This is a genomic window from Mesorhizobium sp. WSM3860, assembly GCF_002294995.1.
Lineage (GTDB): Bacteria > Pseudomonadota > Alphaproteobacteria > Rhizobiales > Rhizobiaceae > Mesorhizobium.
On record NZ_NSGF01000035.1, the window covers coordinates 14787 to 31246 of the forward strand.

12 protein-coding genes and 2 pseudogenes are annotated in these 16460 nt (G+C 61.9%); 12 read left to right on the forward strand and 2 right to left on the reverse strand.

Going from position 1 to position 16460, the window contains the following annotated elements; genetic code table 11:
• Window positions 1-19 precede the first annotated feature (19 nt).
• Window positions 20-1063, reverse strand: a complete 1044-nt coding sequence (locus CK220_RS29975; protein WP_095814972.1) for an ABC transporter substrate-binding protein — start codon at window positions 1061-1063, stop codon at window positions 20-22.
• 32 nt (window positions 1064-1095) lie between these two features.
• Between CK220_RS29975 and CK220_RS29980 the strand changes: the two genes are divergently transcribed.
• The 12 genes and pseudogenes from CK220_RS29980 (at window position 1096) to CK220_RS30040 (ending at window position 15959) form a co-directional block, all read left to right on the forward strand.
• Window positions 1096-2352 (forward strand): substrate-binding domain-containing protein, encoded by a 1257-nt coding sequence (locus CK220_RS29980; protein ID WP_245429463.1) that lies wholly within the window; start codon window positions 1096-1098, stop codon window positions 2350-2352.
• A 940-nt stretch (window positions 2353-3292) separates the two neighbouring features.
• A pseudogene (locus CK220_RS32725) lies at window positions 3293-3934 on the forward strand (alpha/beta hydrolase); the annotation flags it as partial.
• 80 nt (window positions 3935-4014) lie between these two features.
• Window positions 4015-4833: pseudogene (locus CK220_RS29995) on the forward strand (GlxA family transcriptional regulator); the annotation flags it as partial.
• 456 nt (window positions 4834-5289) lie between these two features.
• Window positions 5290-5964 carry an XRE family transcriptional regulator gene (locus CK220_RS30000; RefSeq protein ID WP_245429464.1) on the forward strand — a complete coding sequence of 225 codons (675 nt, stop codon included), beginning with the start codon at window positions 5290-5292 and terminating at the stop codon, window positions 5962-5964.
• Window positions 5965-6250: 286 nt separating this feature from the next.
• Entirely contained in the window at window positions 6251-7147 is an 897-nt protein-coding gene (locus CK220_RS30005) for a glutamine amidotransferase family protein (protein ID WP_095814976.1), read from the forward strand.
• 4 nt (window positions 7148-7151) lie between these two features.
• Window positions 7152-7889 (forward strand): GXGXG domain-containing protein, encoded by a 738-nt coding sequence (locus CK220_RS30010; protein WP_095814977.1) that lies wholly within the window; start codon window positions 7152-7154, stop codon window positions 7887-7889.
• Window positions 7890-7897: 8 nt separating this feature from the next.
• Complete coding sequence (locus tag CK220_RS30015) at window positions 7898-9226, forward strand: FMN-binding glutamate synthase family protein (RefSeq protein ID WP_095814978.1); 1329 nt, start codon at window positions 7898-7900, stop codon at window positions 9224-9226.
• 25 nt (window positions 9227-9251) lie between these two features.
• The gene (gene glnT, locus CK220_RS30020) at window positions 9252-10595 is read left to right on the forward strand and encodes a type III glutamate--ammonia ligase (RefSeq protein ID WP_095814979.1); all 1344 of its coding nucleotides are present in this window, start codon (window positions 9252-9254) and stop codon (window positions 10593-10595) included.
• 104 nt (window positions 10596-10699) lie between these two features.
• Entirely contained in the window at window positions 10700-11953 is a 1254-nt protein-coding gene (locus CK220_RS30025; RefSeq protein ID WP_095814980.1) for a sarcosine oxidase subunit beta family protein, read from the forward strand.
• Window positions 11954-11969: 16 nt separating this feature from the next.
• Window positions 11970-12278: a sarcosine oxidase subunit delta gene (locus CK220_RS30030; RefSeq protein ID WP_095814981.1), complete on the forward strand. Its 309-nt coding sequence runs from the start codon at window positions 11970-11972 to the stop codon at window positions 12276-12278.
• Entirely contained in the window at window positions 12275-15337 is a 3063-nt protein-coding gene (locus CK220_RS30035) for a sarcosine oxidase subunit alpha (RefSeq protein WP_176479261.1), read from the forward strand. The genes CK220_RS30030 and CK220_RS30035 overlap by 4 nt, the downstream gene beginning before the upstream one ends.
• A complete protein-coding gene (locus tag CK220_RS30040; RefSeq protein WP_095814982.1) occupies window positions 15330-15959 on the forward strand; it encodes a sarcosine oxidase subunit gamma family protein in 630 nt (209 codons plus the stop codon). Before CK220_RS30035 ends, CK220_RS30040 begins: the two co-directional genes overlap by 8 nt.
• A gap of 366 nt (window positions 15960-16325) precedes the next feature.
• Here CK220_RS30040 and CK220_RS30045 read toward each other — a convergent pair.
• The coding region (locus CK220_RS30045) for a formate--tetrahydrofolate ligase (RefSeq protein ID WP_141245250.1) at window positions 16326-16460 on the reverse strand (135 nt) is incomplete at its 5' end.

Below are 16460 nucleotides of genomic sequence, written 5' to 3' on the forward strand. Positions count from 1 at the left end.
CCTTTCGGCAAACAACTGCCTACTGGTTCATCATGGCGTCAAAGGCGGCTTGGGCTTCGTCGGCGTGTTTCGCCCACCAGGCAGCGTCCGCATACACGACGCCCACGGCATTGTCTGGCGCTGTGGCGAGCAGCGCCATTTTATCGGCCGGAACCTTGCCGCCGGCATAGGCGGCCTGGTTCATCGGACCATAGGCGATGTAGTCGGTCAACTTGGCCTCGCGCTCAGGTGAGGTCATGGCGGCGATCAGTTTCATCGCGTCCGCCTTGTGCGGCGCGCCTTTCGGAACGGCGAGGCAGTCCGTACCGATGATCGAACTGTGGAACGTATAGGCGGCCGCGCCACCGTCGTCCTTGACACTCTGCGCACGGCCGTTCCAGGTCTCGACCAGGTCGGCCTCGCCGTCCTTCAGGATCTGCGCGGACTGCGCGCCCGAGGTCCACCAGACCGCGACGTGGGGTTTCAGTTCCGCCAGGCGGTCGATGGCGCGCTTGATGCCGCCGGGCTCGCTCAAGGTGGTATAGACTTTCTCCGGCGGGACACCTTGTGAGAGCAGCGCCGCTTCGAGCAGGTCCTGCGCATTGTTCCGCAGCGCGCGGCGGCCAGGGAACTTCTTCACGTCCCAGAACTCCGCCCAGTCCTTCGGCCCGTTTTGGCCGTAGGTCTTGGTGTTCCACGCAATGACAGTTCCATAGGAAGAGAAGGGATAGCAGAATTTCGAGACCGCCCCGGAGGGTAGCGCCTTTTGATCGACCACGGTGTCGTCGAGCGGCTCCAGCAGGCCTAGATCGGCGGCCTGCGCGCCTTCACCGGAGCCAAGATGGATAATATCCGTCGTCACGTTGCCGGAAGAGACCTGCATGCGGAGCGCGGCCATGCCGTCGCTCTGGGTTTCGCCGCGAACATCGAGCCCAAGCGCCTTGCCAGCAGGCGCCCACATCGCTTCTTTCATGCCGGTGCCGTAGTCGCCGCCGGCGGTGGTGATCGTGACGCTCTGCGCCCAGGCCGGAACCGCGGCCGAGAGAGCCAGTATCAGCGTGGAGATTTGCGAAAGCTTGGGCATGTCAGTCCTCCCTGTTGTGCGGCCGCGTGACCATGTTATCCGGCCTTGTGCGAGCCAATCGTAACGTTACGATTGAATTTGTAACGTTACGATTGGCCAATTGCACCGCGCTGTCAAGCTGGATTCGTACGTACACGAATGATATTTGTGGCGGGCTGGAGCTACAGGCAGCGGTGCCGCTTGGCCGCCAAGCCGGCATTGGCTTCACTTTCAGCGGATACTTGGCCATCCTGCCACCTGAACGCATTGCACCGGACCAGACCATGGCGCCATCAGCCAGACCAAACCTTCGACAGATCGCCAACAGCCTCGGCCTGTCCGTGACCACCGTGTCGCGCGCGCTGAAGGAGGGGCCCGAAGTCCACCCCCGAACCCGAGCCCGGGTGCAGAAAGCGGCTGCGAAGGCAGGCTATGCGCCGAACATCCACGGTCTGGCGCTCAGGACCGGACGTACCCGCACGATCGCGGCGATCCTGCCGCTGGAAACCCGGGCCTACGTGGCCGACCTCGCGAAGGTCCCGCTAATCGAGGGCATGACGCTTGCGGCTTCCGAGAACGGCTATGCGCTCTCGATCTTTTCCACCGGACCGGAGGAGGACCAGCTCTGGTCGCTGCAGCGGCTGGTCCAATCGGGCATCAGCGACGGGATCATTATCACCCGCATGGCGGCGAAAGATCCGCGGATCGCCTTCCTCAGGGACCGAGGCATTCCCTTCGTTGCATTCGGTCGCTCGGCGACAAAGCTGGACTACGCCTATATAGACGTCGACAATGAAGGTATGGTTCGGGATGCCGCGACCCAGCTGATCGCTCAAAAGCATCGCCGGATCGCGCTACATCTGCTGACCCGCGATGACGAGAGCTGCGAGCAGAGGCTGCGCGGCTACCGGCAAGCCCTTGCCAAAGCCAAACTTCCGTTCGATCCGGCGCTCGTCGGGCATGAGGAGTTCACCATGGCGGCAAGCGAGAGTTTCTTCGAATCCGTGCTCGACCTGCCGAAACCGGCGACCGCCTTGATGTGTTCAAGCGAGCTAGGGCTGCTGGGCGCGATCAGCGCCCTGCGCAAGCGGGGTCTGGTGCCGGGGCGTGATGTCGGCCTCTTCGTGCGGGACAACACGCGTCTCAGCAAGTATCTGGCCGTGCCTCTGCTCGCGCATTTCGTCGATCTTGCCGAAGCCGGACGATTGGCGGTAGACGCACTGCTGCGTCAGATCGAGGACCCAGGATCGCCCCTGACACAAATCGTCATGCCGGGACATTTCGAGCGCTACAGCGGACCTGATGTGTAAGGCGTGGCCGCTCTTGAGGCATCGGACCGCTCTTAGCTCAAGGTGACGGATTTTCCGCTTCAGGCGCCATTTCCCACTACGCTAGGAGGCCTTCCCATGCTGAGCCGCCTGGATTAGCGCCTTGCGGCATCCTTCCCTGCCGCAAGGATCCGATCCGATAATTCCGTCCCTTGCACCGCGCGGGCCAATTGGAGCGCTCCCATGAGGTGGCAAAGACTGCCATGGCGACGGCGCCAGAACGGTTGGCCTGTCTCGTACCTGAATACCAACAGACATTTGTAGAAAGTCACTGCCATGAAGGCATTCGTTATGGACAAATATAACAAGAAGTGCATTCTGCGGCTGGCCGAGATGGTGCGAGTGGCAGCTTTGCGCCCGTTTCGGTCATCGAAATCGGGCCTTTCACCGCCTGAAAGCGGACATCGCGGATAGGCACGCTGTGGCTGCACACGGCCAGCCACTGGGCTAATGCCTCCCGCATTCAATCCCTAGGCTGTGATCTGACGAGGGCTCCAGGTTGGTGGCCGGATGTTAGCCCAGCCCCACGGGCGACCTATTAGTAAGTGTGGTTTGATGCGAACCACTGCGGTCATTCACGAATATTTGTCCATCATCGTTGATCCAAGTATCGGCCGAACCACATGACGCCGTTGACTTGGCTACACGGCCAGTTCAGCTTACCTGCTCTGCGGGAGGTGATACTTGGCGCGGCTTTTTTCAGTGGCAATTCCGTTTTATTTGATGACGCTCGGATGCACCGGGTGGTGACCATGCCGCTCGACAGCGCAGTTTGAAATAACTGCATGTGCCCCCGTTGAGTGTGATGATGTCGAGGACCCTTGCTTTTGCATTGATGGCAATGGTCGGCTTGCTGCTCTGTGCAAACGCGATTGCCGCCGACGCCCCCGACTTCACCGAAACTCATGAGTTTCTTCACGTGATGATAGACGGCAAACCCTATCGTCTCGACAGTCTTGTGGTGAAGAAATCGGAAGCAAAAGGGCCTTTGCCGGTTGCGCTGATTACTCATGGCACGGCCTTGTCCGTCAGTGAGAACCGGGCGGAGAACGTTGGAAAATTCAGTTGGCGAGCCCGTGACATGGCCGCAAGAGGTTGGCTGGCGGTGGTAGTGATCCGGAGGGGATATGGTCGGTCGGATGGTCCTTTCCTAAAGGACACCTGCAAGAAACCCCACATCAAACAAGACCTCGAGGCGGCAGCGGATGATCTGCAAGCAGTGATCGATGTGTTGAAGACCAGATCGGATGTCGATTCATCGCGCATTATTGCCATGGGCGATTCCATGGGGGGAGGAACTGCGGTAGCGCTGGGCGCGCGCAATCCGGCCGGCCTGGTCGGCGTTGTGAGTGTTTCCGGTGGCTTGCACCTTAATTGCACAGGATGGGAGGACAAGCTGGTTGAGACATATAGAGCCTATGGCGCTACCAGCCATGTCCCTAATCTGTGGCTCTATGCGAAGAACGACAACTATTTCGACCCAGAGGCGGTTGATCGTATGCAGTCCGCTTTCATCGAAGGCGGAGCAAACTTGTCACTAAAGGAACTCGATCCTTTTCAAAAGGAGGGTCATGCCCTTTTTCTCGGAGGGGGTGTGCAGTGGCTTGATAAGTTAGATTACTTCCTCCAGTACAATCACCTACCGTGTTGTGTGCCGTGGACACGTCCTTGGCGGAGGAGCGGCGTAAAATGGCTGGCCCGGACAGGCCGTCGATGGTCGTCGTCTGCACCGGCATCAACGTCGAACGCTATTCAAACACGTCAGCGTTTGCGTGGTTGCGCGAGGAACACAGTCGCGGCGTTGCGATAGGCGGCCTCTGTACCGGCGCGCATGTGCTGGCGGCTGCCGGGCTGCTCACCGACAAGCGCTGCGCCATCCATTGGGAAAACATGCCAAGCTTCGCCGAGGCATTTCCGAAGGCCAATGTGTTTGCCGACCTCCTTGAGGTTGACCAGAATATCTACACATGTGCCGGCGGCACGGCTGCTCTCGACATGATGTTGAAGCTGATCGGCGACGATTTCGACGATACGCTGGTCGGCCGCGTATGTGAGCAGGTGCTGACAGATCGGGTGCGCAGCCCAAGCGATCGCCAGCGACTTCCCTTGCGTGCCAGGCTCGGCATTCAGAATCCAAAAGTGCTGACCATAATCGAACTTATGGACGCCAATCCGTCTGAACCGATATCGATAGCTGATATTGCCAGGCAAATCGGACTGTCGCGCCGGCAGGTCGAGCGTCTTTTCCGCGATGAGATGGGGCGCTCTCCCGCTCGCTACTATTTGGAGATACGCCTCGAGCGCTCGCGCAATCTGATTATTCAGTCCTCCACGCCCATAGTCGATGTGGCTGTCGCGTGCGGCTTCGTTTCGGCGTCGCATTTTTCCAAATGCTACCGCGAACTCTACGCCCGAACGCCACAGCAGGAACGGCTGGAGAGGAAGCACCTCTCCGGGGCCTGAATGGTCATCGTTTGCAACCATCACGAAGCCCTCGCGTGTCTCTGGAGCCCAAGCTGCCGCCGCGCTGAGGGCGGCTCGGTTATCGACCAGGAGTTCCCGCAGGCTGCGCGGTGGCGGCCGGCCTGATGACGTCGAGAGCGCCCCGGCGCGTGTTGACGTCCAGCGAGGTTATCAGCTTGACCATGACTTCGGGGCAGGCCCGCCGCCTCCAGGCGCGCTTTCCTTTCCGCTTCGCTCACCGGCGTCAGCCCTCTTCACGGCAAGACATGAGGGGTCGGTGGCGCCCGGGCGCCGCGCCTTCTCGTTAATTATCCTGCGTTGTATCTCCAGCTGAAAATATTTACTGTTGGTAAAATGAATCAGGAAACGGCAGTAAACATGGCGACGGCTAAGGCGGGTAAAATGCAGGCGGTAAAGGCGGTGAAGAAGGGTGGAAAGGTGCTTACTCCGGTCAAAATGGCGGGACCGGTAGTCGTCAGCCCGCCGCCACCGGCGCGCGGCAAGCCTCTCAGTCAGGATCCCCACGCTGTCCGCGACACTCGCGAAAACGTGCTCGAGGTTGCGATCGGCCACGAGGTTCGGGCCTTCCGCAAGAAACTGGGCATCACCGTTGCCGATCTCGCTGTCACCACGGGCCTTTCGGTCGGCATGCTGTCCAAGATCGAGAATGGCATCACCTCGCCGTCATTGACCACGTTGCAGGCGCTGTCGCGCGCGCTCGGCGTGCCGGTGACTGCATTTTTTCGCCGTTTTGAGGAAGAACGGAAGGCCGTCTTCGTCAAGGCGGGATCGGGCGTGGACGTCGAACGGCGCGGCACGCGTGCCGGGCACCAGTATACGTTGCTAGGGCATATCGGTTCCGATTCGAGCGGAGTCGTCGTCGAACCCTATCTCATCACACTGACCGAGGACTCCGACGTTTTCCCTACCTTCCAGCACGATGGCATGGAATTCCTCTACATGCTGGAGGGCGAGGTCGTTTACCGTCATAGCAGCAATCTTTACCGGATGACGCCGGGTGATAGTTTGTTTTTCGACGCCGACGCACCGCATGGCCCCGAAGAATTGACGCATCTGCCGATACGATATTTATCAATCATCTCCTATCCCCACGGGCGCGGAAACGGCTGACGTAATTCGCCATTCATTCTAACACTGGCCTTTACGAACGTGCGGGCTGGGCATGCGCGCTCGCGTGTGCGGCGTCGCGCGTCAACCATGCCGTCATTTGCCGCTCATTGTCCTTGCGGCAGACGTCGCGCGTCCCAGACCGGTGACATTCAACAAGGCCCTCGGAACCTTGGCCGGTTCCAGCGGGCTCGTGTTTTTCTAGAGGAAAAAAAAATTCATGACAGTTGAATTATGATAGGGAACCTGCTAGCCTCCACTTCAACTAACAACCACTGGAGGTGACGGGATGTGTGGGATCGTTGGACTGTTCCTGAAAGACAAATCGCTTGAACCGAGGTTGGGCGCGCTACTGTCCGAAATGCTGATCTCAATGACCGACAGGGGCCCGGACAGCGCCGGCATCGCTATCTACGATAGTGGTGCGGCCGGGCGTGGCAAAATCACCATTCAGTCCTCGGCTCCCAAGGCCGATTTCGAAGGCCTCGAAGCCGAGCTTGGCAAGAAGATCGAAGCCAAGGTTTCGTTGACGGTGAAGTCGACCCACGCTGTGCTCGACGTCCCGTCCGATAAGCTTGAGGAAGCCCGCGCCGCCATCAATGAACTGCGACCGAATGTGCGCCTCATGGGCGCCGGCGAGGCGATCGAGATTTACAAGGAGGTCGGCCTGCCGGCCGAGGTGGTCAAGCGGTTCGACCTGACGGGTATGAGCGGCAGCCACGGCATTGGCCATACACGCATGGCCACCGAGTCAGCCGTCACCACGCTTGGCGCGCATCCGTTTTCGACCGGCCCCGATCAGTGCCTAGTGCACAATGGCTCGCTGTCGAACCACAATAATCTTCGCCGCGAGCTAATCCGCGACGGAATGCGCTTCGAGACCGAGAACGACACCGAAGTCGCAGCCGCCTATCTCTCGTCCAAGATTGCCCACGGGCAGAACCTGGGCCAGGCACTGCAAAGCAGCCTGGACGACCTCGACGGCTTCTTCACCTTCGTCGTCGGCACCAAGAACGGCTTCGGTGTGGTGCGCGACCCGATCGCCTGCAAGCCCGCCGTCATGGCCGAGACCGACCAGTATGTCGCCTTCGGGTCGGAATATCGGGCTTTGGCCAACTTGCCTGGTATTGATGGCGCCAAGGTGTGGGAGCCGGAGCCGTCCACTGTCTACTTCTGGGAGCATTGAGACCATGAATATTTCGAATGTTGCCGCGGCGCCAGCGCGTGAAATGGAATTCGCGCGGCATGTCTTCGACCTCGCAGAACAGTCGCTGCGCGAACTCAATCAGGCGCTCCACGGTCTCGCTCGGGGCTCGAACGAGACCTCCTGGGAAGTTCTCAACCCGAAAGGCAGCCATTCCGTCGCGGTCGGCGTCGACCAGCCGGTCGCCGTCGATGTGCGCGGCAGCGTTGGCTATTACTGCGGCGGCATGAATGCCGGCGGTACCATCACCGTGCACGGCTCGGCCGGCCCGGGCGTCGGCGAAAACATGATGTCGGGCTCGATCGTGGTCAAAGGCGACGCCAGCCAGTATGCCGGCGCCACCGGCCGCGGCGGCCTGCTGGTCATTGAGGGCAACGCATCGTCACGCTGCGGCATCTCGATGAAGGGCATCGACATCGTCGTGCGCGGCAATATCGGCCACATGTCGGCCTTCATGGCGCAGTCCGGCAATCTGGTGGTGCTGGGCGATGCCGGCGATGCGCTGGGCGATTCCATCTATGAGGCGCGGCTGTTCGTTCGCGGCAAGGTCAAGAGCCTGGGCGCGGACTGCATCAAGAAGGAGATGCGGCCCGAGCATATCGCCCTGCTTCAGGACCTGCTCGACCGCGCCGGTATCAGGGATGCCAAGCCGGAAGAGTTCACCCGCTACGGCTCGGCCCGGAAGCTCTACAACTTCAACATCGACAACGCTGACGCATACTGAGGACGACCATGAGCTATCACAATCCTCCAACGACGCCGCGCAAGTCAGCGACCTTCGACGACTACACGCTTTCCGAAATCCGCCGCGCGGCCGCGACCGGCATCTATGATATCCGCGGGGCCGGCGCCAAGCGCAAGGTTCCGCATTTCGACGATCTCCTGTTCCTCGGCGCCTCGATCTCGCGCTATCCGCTCGAAGGCTATCGCGAGCGTTGCGGCACCAATGTGGTGCTGGGTTCGCGCCATGCCAAAAAGCCGATCGAGCTGAAGATCCCGATCACCATCGCCGGCATGAGTTTTGGTTCGCTCTCCGGCCCGGCGAAAGAGGCCCTCGGCCGAGGTGCTACGCTTTCCGGCACCTCGACCACCACCGGCGACGGCGGCATGACCGAGGAAGAGCGCGGCCATTCGAAGACGCTGGTCTACCAGTATCTGCCGTCGCGCTACGGCATGAACCCGCGTGATCTGCGGCGTGCAGATGCGATCGAAGTCGTCGTCGGCCAGGGCGCCAAGCCCGGCGGCGGCGGCATGCTGCTCGGCCAGAAGATCTCCGATCGCGTCGCCGAAATGCGCACGCTGCCCAAGGGCATCGACCAGCGCTCGGCCTGTCGCCATCCCGACTGGACGGGACCTGACGATCTCGAGATCAAGATCCTGGAACTGCGCGAGATCACCGACTGGGAAAAGCCGATCTACGTCAAGGTCGGCGGCGCCCGCCCCTATTACGACACCGCGCTTGCGGTGAAGGCCGGCGCCGACGTCGTCGTGGTCGACGGCATGCAGGGCGGCACGGCGGCGACCCAGGAAGTGTTCATCGAGAATGTCGGCCAGCCGACGCTCGCCTGCATCAGGCCGGCCGTGAAGGCGCTGCAGGACCTCGGCATGCATCGCAAGGTCCAGCTGATCGTCTCCGGCGGCATCCGCAACGGCGCCGACGTCGCCAAGGCGCTGGCGCTCGGTGCCGATGCGGTGTCGATCGGCACCGCCGCACTTGTCGCGCTCGGCGACAACGATCCGCACTGGGAGGAAGAATACCAAAAGCTCGGCGCCACCGCCGGCGCCTATGACGACTGGCATGAAGGCAAGGACCCGGCCGGCATCACCACGCAGGATCCCGAACTGATGAAGCGGGTCGATCCGATCTTGGCCGGGCGGCGGCTCGCCAACTACCTCAAGGTGATGACGCTCGAGGCGCAGACGATCGCGCGAGCTTGCGGCAAAAATCACGTGCACAATCTCGAGCCGGAAGATCTTTGCGCGCTTTCGATCGAAGCCGCGGCCATGGCCGGTGTGCCTCTCGCCGGGACGGGCTGGGTACCGGGGCAGGGTGGCTTCTAAAACCGAAGATTGGGAGGAGTAGACAATGAACAAGGCCTTTGATGCCAAAATCGATCAGTCGGAGGGGATTGATCTCCAGGAGTTCGCCAAGGCGCGCAACGTCAAGTACTTCATGGTGTCCTACACGGACCTGTTCGGCGGGCAGCGCGCAAAGCTGGTGCCTGCGCAGGCGATCGGTGACATGCAGAAGGACGGTGCCGGCTTTGCCGGCTTCGCAACCTGGCTTGATCTCACGCCGGCGCACCCTGACATGCTGGCGGTGCCAGATCCGGCTTCGGTGATCCAGCTGCCGTGGAAACCGGAAGTCGCATGGCTTGCTTCCGATTGCCTGATGGAAGGCAAGGGTGTCGGTCAGGCGCCGCGCAACACCCTGAAGCGGCTCGTTGCCGAAGCCGCCAAGGAAGGCATGCGCGTGAAGACCGGGGTCGAGCCGGAATTCTTCCTCGTCACACCCGACGGCAAGCAGATCAGCGACGAGTACGACACGGCGTCGAAATCCTGCTACGACCAGCAGGCGGTGATGCGCCGCTATGACGTGATTGCCGAAATTTGCGATGCCATGCTCGATCTTGGCTGGCAGCCCTATCAGAACGACCATGAGGACGCGAACGGCCAGTTCGAGATGAATTGGCAATTCGACGACGTCCTGGCTACTGCCGACAAGCACTCCTTCTTCAAATTCATGGTCAGGTCGATCGCCGAAAAGCACGGCCTGCGAGCGACCTTCATGCCGAAGCCCTTCCAGGGCCTCACGGGCAGCGGTTGCCATGCTCATATCTCGGTATGGGATCTCGGCGGCAAGACCAATGCTTTCGCGGACAAGGAGATGGAGTTGGGTCTGTCGGAAAAGGGCCGGCATTTCCTCGGCGGCATCATGAAGCATGCCTCGGCACTGGCCGCGATCACCAATCCGACGGTGAACTCCTACAAGCGTATCAATGCGCCGCGCACCATCTCGGGCGCAACCTGGGCGCCGAACACGGTGACCTGGACCGGCAACAACCGCACCCACATGGTGCGCGTGCCCGGACCCGGGCGCTTCGAATTGCGCCTTCCTGATGGTGCTGCCAATCCCTACCTCATGCAGGCGGCCATCATCGCCGCCGGTCTCAGCGGCATCCGCACCGAGGCTGACCCGGGTCCGCGCAGCGACATCGACATGTACAAGGACGGACATACCGTCACGCACGGTTCCAAGCTGCCGCTCAACCTGCTCGATGCGCTTCGCGCCTATGACGCCGACGCCGAGTTGAAAGCGTCCATGGGCGAGGAGTTCTCCGCTGCCTACGTCAAGCTGAAGACGCAGGAGTGGAACTCCTACGCTTCTCACTTCACGCAATGGGAACGTGACCACACGCTGGACGTCTGAGTCCGCGTAGAAAATCGCTCCGCCGCTCGCCCCTTACTCCCGGCGGAGCGATTTTCGAAACGACTGCGAAGTCGCTCCAAGACCAAAGGGCGGAATTTGACGCGATGAAATACTCGATCTTCTCGCTGGCGCGGGCCGCATTGTCCGGCCACAAGGGTTGGACGCGGGCATGGCGCGATCCGGCGCCCAAAAGCCGTTACGATGTCGTCATCATAGGCGGCGGCGGCCATGGACTGGCGACGGCCTATTTCCTCGCCCGCGAATACGGGATCCGCAATGTCGCGGTGCTGGAAAAAGGCTGGATCGGCTCCGGCAATGCCGGCCGCAACACCACCATCATCCGCTCCAACTACGGCCTGCCCGGCAACACCGGCTTCTACGAACTGTCGATGAAGCTGTGGGAGCGTATGGAGCAGGATCTCAACTACAACACGATGGTCAGCCAGCGCGGCATCATCAACCTCTATCACTCCGACGCGCAGCGCGACGCCTTCGCCCGCCGCGGTAACACGATGCGCATCAACGGCATCGACGCCGAGCTCCTCGACGCGGTGCAGATCCGCAAGGAACTGCCGTTCCTGAACTACGACAATGCCCGCTTCCCGATCATGGGTGGCCTCTTGCAGCGCCGCGCCGGCACCGCCCGCCACGACGCGGTCGTCTGGGGCTATGCGCGTGCCGCCAATGAAGGCGGCGTCGACATCATCCAGAATTGCGAGGTCACCGGCTTTGTGCGCGACGCCAAAGGCAAGGTGACCGGCGTCGAGACCTCGCGCGGCCGGATCGGCGCCGGCAAGGTCGGCATGGCGGTGGCTGGTTCTTCCTCGCGAGTCGCCGCGATGGCCGGACTGCGCCTGCCGATCGAAAGCCACGTTCTGCAGGCCTTCGTTTCCGAAGCGATCAAGCCCCTGATCCCGGGTGTCATTACTTTCGGCGCCGGCCACTTCTATGTCAGCCAGTCCGACAAGGGCGGCCTGGTCTTCGGTGGCGATCTCGACGGCTACAACTCCTACGCTCAGCGCGGCAACATGCCGGTGATGGAGGATGTCTGCGAGGGCGGCATGGCCATCATGCCGATGATCGGCCGCGTGCGCATGCTGCGCCAGTGGGGCGGCATCATGGACATGTCGATGGACGGCTCGCCGATCATCGACAAGACCCCGGTCGACGGCCTCTATCTCAACGCCGGCTGGTGCTACGGCGGCTTCAAGGCGACACCGGCATCGGGTCTTGTCTTCGCCCACCTCCTCGCGCGCGACGAGGCGCATCCGGAGGCCGCGCTGTTCCGGCTCGACCGGTTCCGCCGCGGCGCGATGATTGATGAAAAGGGCCAGGGCGCCCAGCCGAACCTTCACTGAAAGCGAGACTGGTGGAATGCGTATTGCATGTCCCTTCTGCGGCGAACGCGAAAACGGCGAGTTCACGTATCTTGGCGATGCCGCGCCCAAGCGGCCCAACTTCGTCGTCGATGGCGGGGAGAGTCCGGAGCGTATCGAGGATGCCTTCTACGACTACGTCTACCTGCGCGACAACCTAGCGGGTGTGATGCGTGAATACTGGTACCACGGCGGCGGCTGTCGCTCCTGGCTGGTGGCCGAGCGCAACACCGTTACCCATGAATTCATTGCCGTGACGGCGGCTCCGGGTGCGGGTGCTGCCTCGGCGATGAGGGCAGGAGAATGACCATGTCTGGCTATTCGCAATCCGAGCCGCTCGCCAGGACTGCGCCGATCGAGGCTAACGTCCGCAAAGGGGCCAAGCCCGCCAGCCAGTCGCACCGGCTGCCCGGTGACGGCATCATCGACCGCCGATCGCCGCTCCAGTTTTCATTCGACGGCAAGACCATGACCGGGTTTGCCGGTGACACGCTGGCTTCCGCGCTCGTCGCCAACGGTGTCAAGCTCGTGGGGCGGTCGTTCAAGTATCACCGCCCGCGCGGCATCGTCACCGCGGGCTCGGAGGAGCCGAGCGCGCTCGTCGAGATGCGCACCGGCGCCCGACGCGAGCCGAACACGCGGGCGACCACGCAGGAACTCTATGACGGATTGATCGCAAACAGCCAGAACCGCTGGCCGTCGCTGCGTCGCGACTTGATGTCGATCAACCAGTTGTTCGCCCCAATCTTTGTCGCGGGCTTCTACTACAAGACCTTCATGTGGCCGGCGAGGTTCTGGGAAGCGATCTACGAGCCGATGATCCGCCGCGCTGCAGGCCTCGGCAAGAGCGCCGAATTGCCGGACCCAGACCACTACGACAAGGCATGGGCTCACTGCGATGTGCTCGTAGTCGGTGCCGGTCCCGCCGGCCTGTCGGCGGCGCTTGCCGCCGGCCGGGCCGGGTCGCGCGTCATTCTCGTTGAAGAAGATTCCCTGATCGGTGGCCGTCTGCTCAGTGACGGCGGCGAGATCGATGGCCTGGATGCCAGGGAATGGCTGCGTCGCGCGACTCGCGAACTCGTTTCTTTGCCCAATGTGCGTATCATGACCAGGACTGCCCTGTTCGGCGTCTATGATGGTGGCACCTACGCTGCGCTCGAGCGCGTCAGCGACAACGTCGCTATGCCGGATCGTCATCAGGTGCGGCAGCGGATTTGGCGCATCGTTGCCAGGCGCTCGGTGGTGACCGCCGGCGCGATCGAGCGGCCGATCGTTTTTTCTGGCAATGATCGGCCAGGCGTGATGATGGCATCGGCCGTCCGCACCTACGTCAATCGTTTTGCGGCTCTGCCGGGCAAGCGTGTGGCGTTGTTCACCAACAATGACGATGGCTGGCGCACGGTCGAGACCATCGAGCGGGCCGGTGCCCACGTCGTGGCGGTAATCGACCCCCGGCATGAGGTGCCGGTGCAATACCAGAGGCTTGTCGATACTTACGATCTGCGCGTGCTCGCCGGGGTCGTCTCCGACGTCAAGGGCGGCGTTGACGGTGTGCGCAGCATCGTCGTGACCAACGGCAAGAATGGCCTGACGCAGCGTATCGATACGGACTGCCTTGCTGTTTCGGGAGGGTGGAACCCGAATGTCGGTCTGTCTTGCTTCCATCGCGGCAAGCCGATCTGGCGCGAGGATATTGCGGCCTTCGTGCCGGGCAACGCGCCGAAGGGGATGGCCACGGCCGGTGCTGCCAATGGTGAGCTCTCGCTCGGCGCCTGCCTCCGCGATGGGCACAGCGCGGGTGCCAGGGCGGCGGCTGAATGCGGCGCTGTCGGGAAGCCGGGAGAGGCATCGAAAGCCGACGATGAGGCCTATTCCATAACGCCACTCTGGCATGTCAAAGGCAAGGGCAAGGCGTTCGTCGATTTCCAGCACGACGTGACCGCATCCGATGTGACTTTGGCGCAGCGGGAAGGTTTCGAGAGCGTCGAGCACCTGAAACGCTACACGACTCTCGGCATGGCGACCGACCAGGGCAAGACGTCCAATATCAACGGCCTTGCCATCATGGCGGAAGCAAGCGGCCGCACCATTCCCGAGACCGGCACGACGATCTACCGTCCGCCATACGCGCCCGTCGCTATAGGGGCATTCGCCGGTCATCATCGCGACGAGAATTTTCATGCCACCCGGTTGACGCCCTCGCATCACTGGGCTGCCAGACACGGCGCGGTGTTCGTCGACACCGGGCTTTGGAAGCGCGCGCAATGGTATCCGCGCGCCGGCGAGAAGGACTGGCTGGAATCGGTGACCCGCGAAGTGCTCGCCGTGCGCAACGGTGTCGGCTTCTGCGACGTCTCCACGCTCGGCAAGGTCGACGTGCGCGGTGCGGACGCCGGCGCCTTTCTCGATCGGGTCTATATCAACGCCTTCTCCTCGCTCGCAGTGGGCAAGGCGCGTTACGGCCTGATGCTGCGCGAAGACGGCATTGTCATGGACGATGGGACGACGTCGCGTTTGGCCGAAGACCATTACTTCCTGACGACGACTACGGCGAAGGCCGGTCCGGTAATGCAGCATCTCGAATTCTGTCGGCAGGTGCTGTTCCCGGAACTCGACGTGCAGCTGACCAGCGCCACCGACCAGTGGGCGCAGCTCTCGATAGCCGGGCCGAACGCGCGCAAACTGCTGCAGGCCCTGGTCGATCCGTCGGAAGATCTGACGAACGAGGGCTTCCCGTTCATGGGCGTCCGCGAAGTCCAGCTCCGCGGAGGCGTCACCGCTCGCCTGTTCCGCATCTCGTTCTCCGGCGAGATGGCCTTCGAGATTTCGGTTCCGGCACGCTACGGCGCGGCGATGGCCGAGAACCTGATGATCGCTGGCAAGCCCTACGGGGTTACGCCCTACGGCACCGAAGCGCTCGGCGTCATGCGCATCGAGAAGGGGCATGTCGCAGGACCCGAGCTCAATGGCACAACCACGGCCGATGATCTCGGTCTGGGCAAGATGATGTCCAAGAAGAAGGACTTCATAGGTCGCGTGATGGCCGGGCGCGAGGCATTGACGGCCCCGAACCGCCAAGTTGTCGTCGGGATAAAGCCAGTCGACCGGGCACGCCGCTTGCGTTCCGGCGCCCACGTCATACCCAAAGGGGCGATTCCGGGTCCGCAAACAGACCAGGGCTACGTTACATCGGTCTGCTTCTCGCCGATGCTCGACCAGTGGATCGGCCTTGGTCTGGTCGAACGTGGACGCGAGCGAACCGGCGAGATCGTCGGCATCCACGACCCGCTGCGGACCGAGGACTACGAGGCCGAGATCTGCAGCCCCGTCTTCTACGATCCCGAAGGAGTGCGCCAGCGTGGCTGATTTTTCGTGGAACACCCAATCGCCGCTGGAGCGTGCGCTCGTCCCCGGTCACCATGGCGTGACCGGTACGCAAGTTGGCGTGATGCTGGAAGAGGTGCGCGACATCAACCTGGTTCAGGTCATGGCTCGGCGCGGCAAAGTGGTCGAGACAGTTAAGGCAGCCAAGAAGGTGTTTGGGGTCGAGCCGCCGAGCACTCCGGGCACGGCGGCGGGTCGGCATGCCACGCTGATCTGGTCAGGCCCAGACCAGTTCATCGCCTTTTCCGCACGCTCGGAGCGGGATCACTTTTCCAAACTGTCGGATGCCTTTGCCGGCGTCGCGTCGCTCTCCGACCAGTCAGATGGGCGCTGCCTGATCCGGATTGGCGGACCGCGCGCCCGTCAGGCGCTGTCGAAATTTTGCTCGTTGGATCTGGATGACAGGGCGTTCCCCCCGGGCGCTGCGGCGACGACCTCGATCGACCACACGGCGACGAATATATGGCGCGGAGCCGATAGCTCGGACGGGCACGCCGTCTTCCACATCCTCGTCTTTACCAGTTTCGCCGACAGCCTTTGGCATACGATCCAGGATGCCGCCCTTGAGTATGGGGTTCAGGCATCGTTAGCTCACACCGCCTAGTCCTGCGGAAGCCGCATCTCGGCTGAGACAAAACCCATTTCGACGAGGCTGTTCGCCGTTGCGCGTTGATCGCGCAGCGGCGTTGATTTGACTTGGAGCAATTCAAGGAAAAATGTGTAGCGGTTTCAGTCTGAAATTGCGTCAAGCAGTGAGATATGAACGCTTTAGAGCAATTCCAGGAAAAGTGTGGAACGGTTTTCCGTCCGGAATTGCGTCAAACAAAAGAGACAGAGCGGTTCGCCGTTTCCGTGAAACGGTGAAACGCTCTGGCGCACCCTGCAACGGTCCAAAAAGAAAGTCTTGGCACAACGTGCCAAGACTTGAGGGGCGCTCCGTGGTCCAGCGCCTTGGGAAGTACGGATTTTTCTAGAACAGGCCCTCGATCTGGCCTTGCTCGTTGAGGAAGATCTTTTCCGAGGAGGGCGCCTTGGGCAGGCCGGGCATGGTCATGATCTCGCCGCAGATGATGACGACGAAGCCGGCGCCGGCCGAGAGCCTGAC

Coding starts and splice junctions, on each gene's coding strand:
- CK220_RS29975 (WP_095814972.1), bottom strand. CDS start 1,063: ATGCCCAAGCTTTCGCAAATCTCCACGCTGATACTGGCTCTCTCGGCC.
- CK220_RS29980 (WP_245429463.1), top strand. CDS start 1,096: ATGTTATCCGGCCTTGTGCGAGCCAATCGTAACGTTACGATTGAATTT.
- CK220_RS30000 (WP_245429464.1), top strand. CDS start 5,290: ATGGCGGGACCGGTAGTCGTCAGCCCGCCGCCACCGGCGCGCGGCAAG.
- CK220_RS30005 (WP_095814976.1), top strand. CDS start 6,251: ATGTGTGGGATCGTTGGACTGTTCCTGAAAGACAAATCGCTTGAACCG.
- CK220_RS30010 (WP_095814977.1), top strand. CDS start 7,152: ATGAATATTTCGAATGTTGCCGCGGCGCCAGCGCGTGAAATGGAATTC.
- CK220_RS30015 (WP_095814978.1), top strand. CDS start 7,898: ATGAGCTATCACAATCCTCCAACGACGCCGCGCAAGTCAGCGACCTTC.
- glnT (WP_095814979.1), top strand. CDS start 9,252: ATGAACAAGGCCTTTGATGCCAAAATCGATCAGTCGGAGGGGATTGAT.
- CK220_RS30025 (WP_095814980.1), top strand. CDS start 10,700: ATGAAATACTCGATCTTCTCGCTGGCGCGGGCCGCATTGTCCGGCCAC.
- CK220_RS30030 (WP_095814981.1), top strand. CDS start 11,970: ATGCGTATTGCATGTCCCTTCTGCGGCGAACGCGAAAACGGCGAGTTC.
- CK220_RS30035 (WP_176479261.1), top strand. CDS start 12,275: ATGACCATGTCTGGCTATTCGCAATCCGAGCCGCTCGCCAGGACTGCG.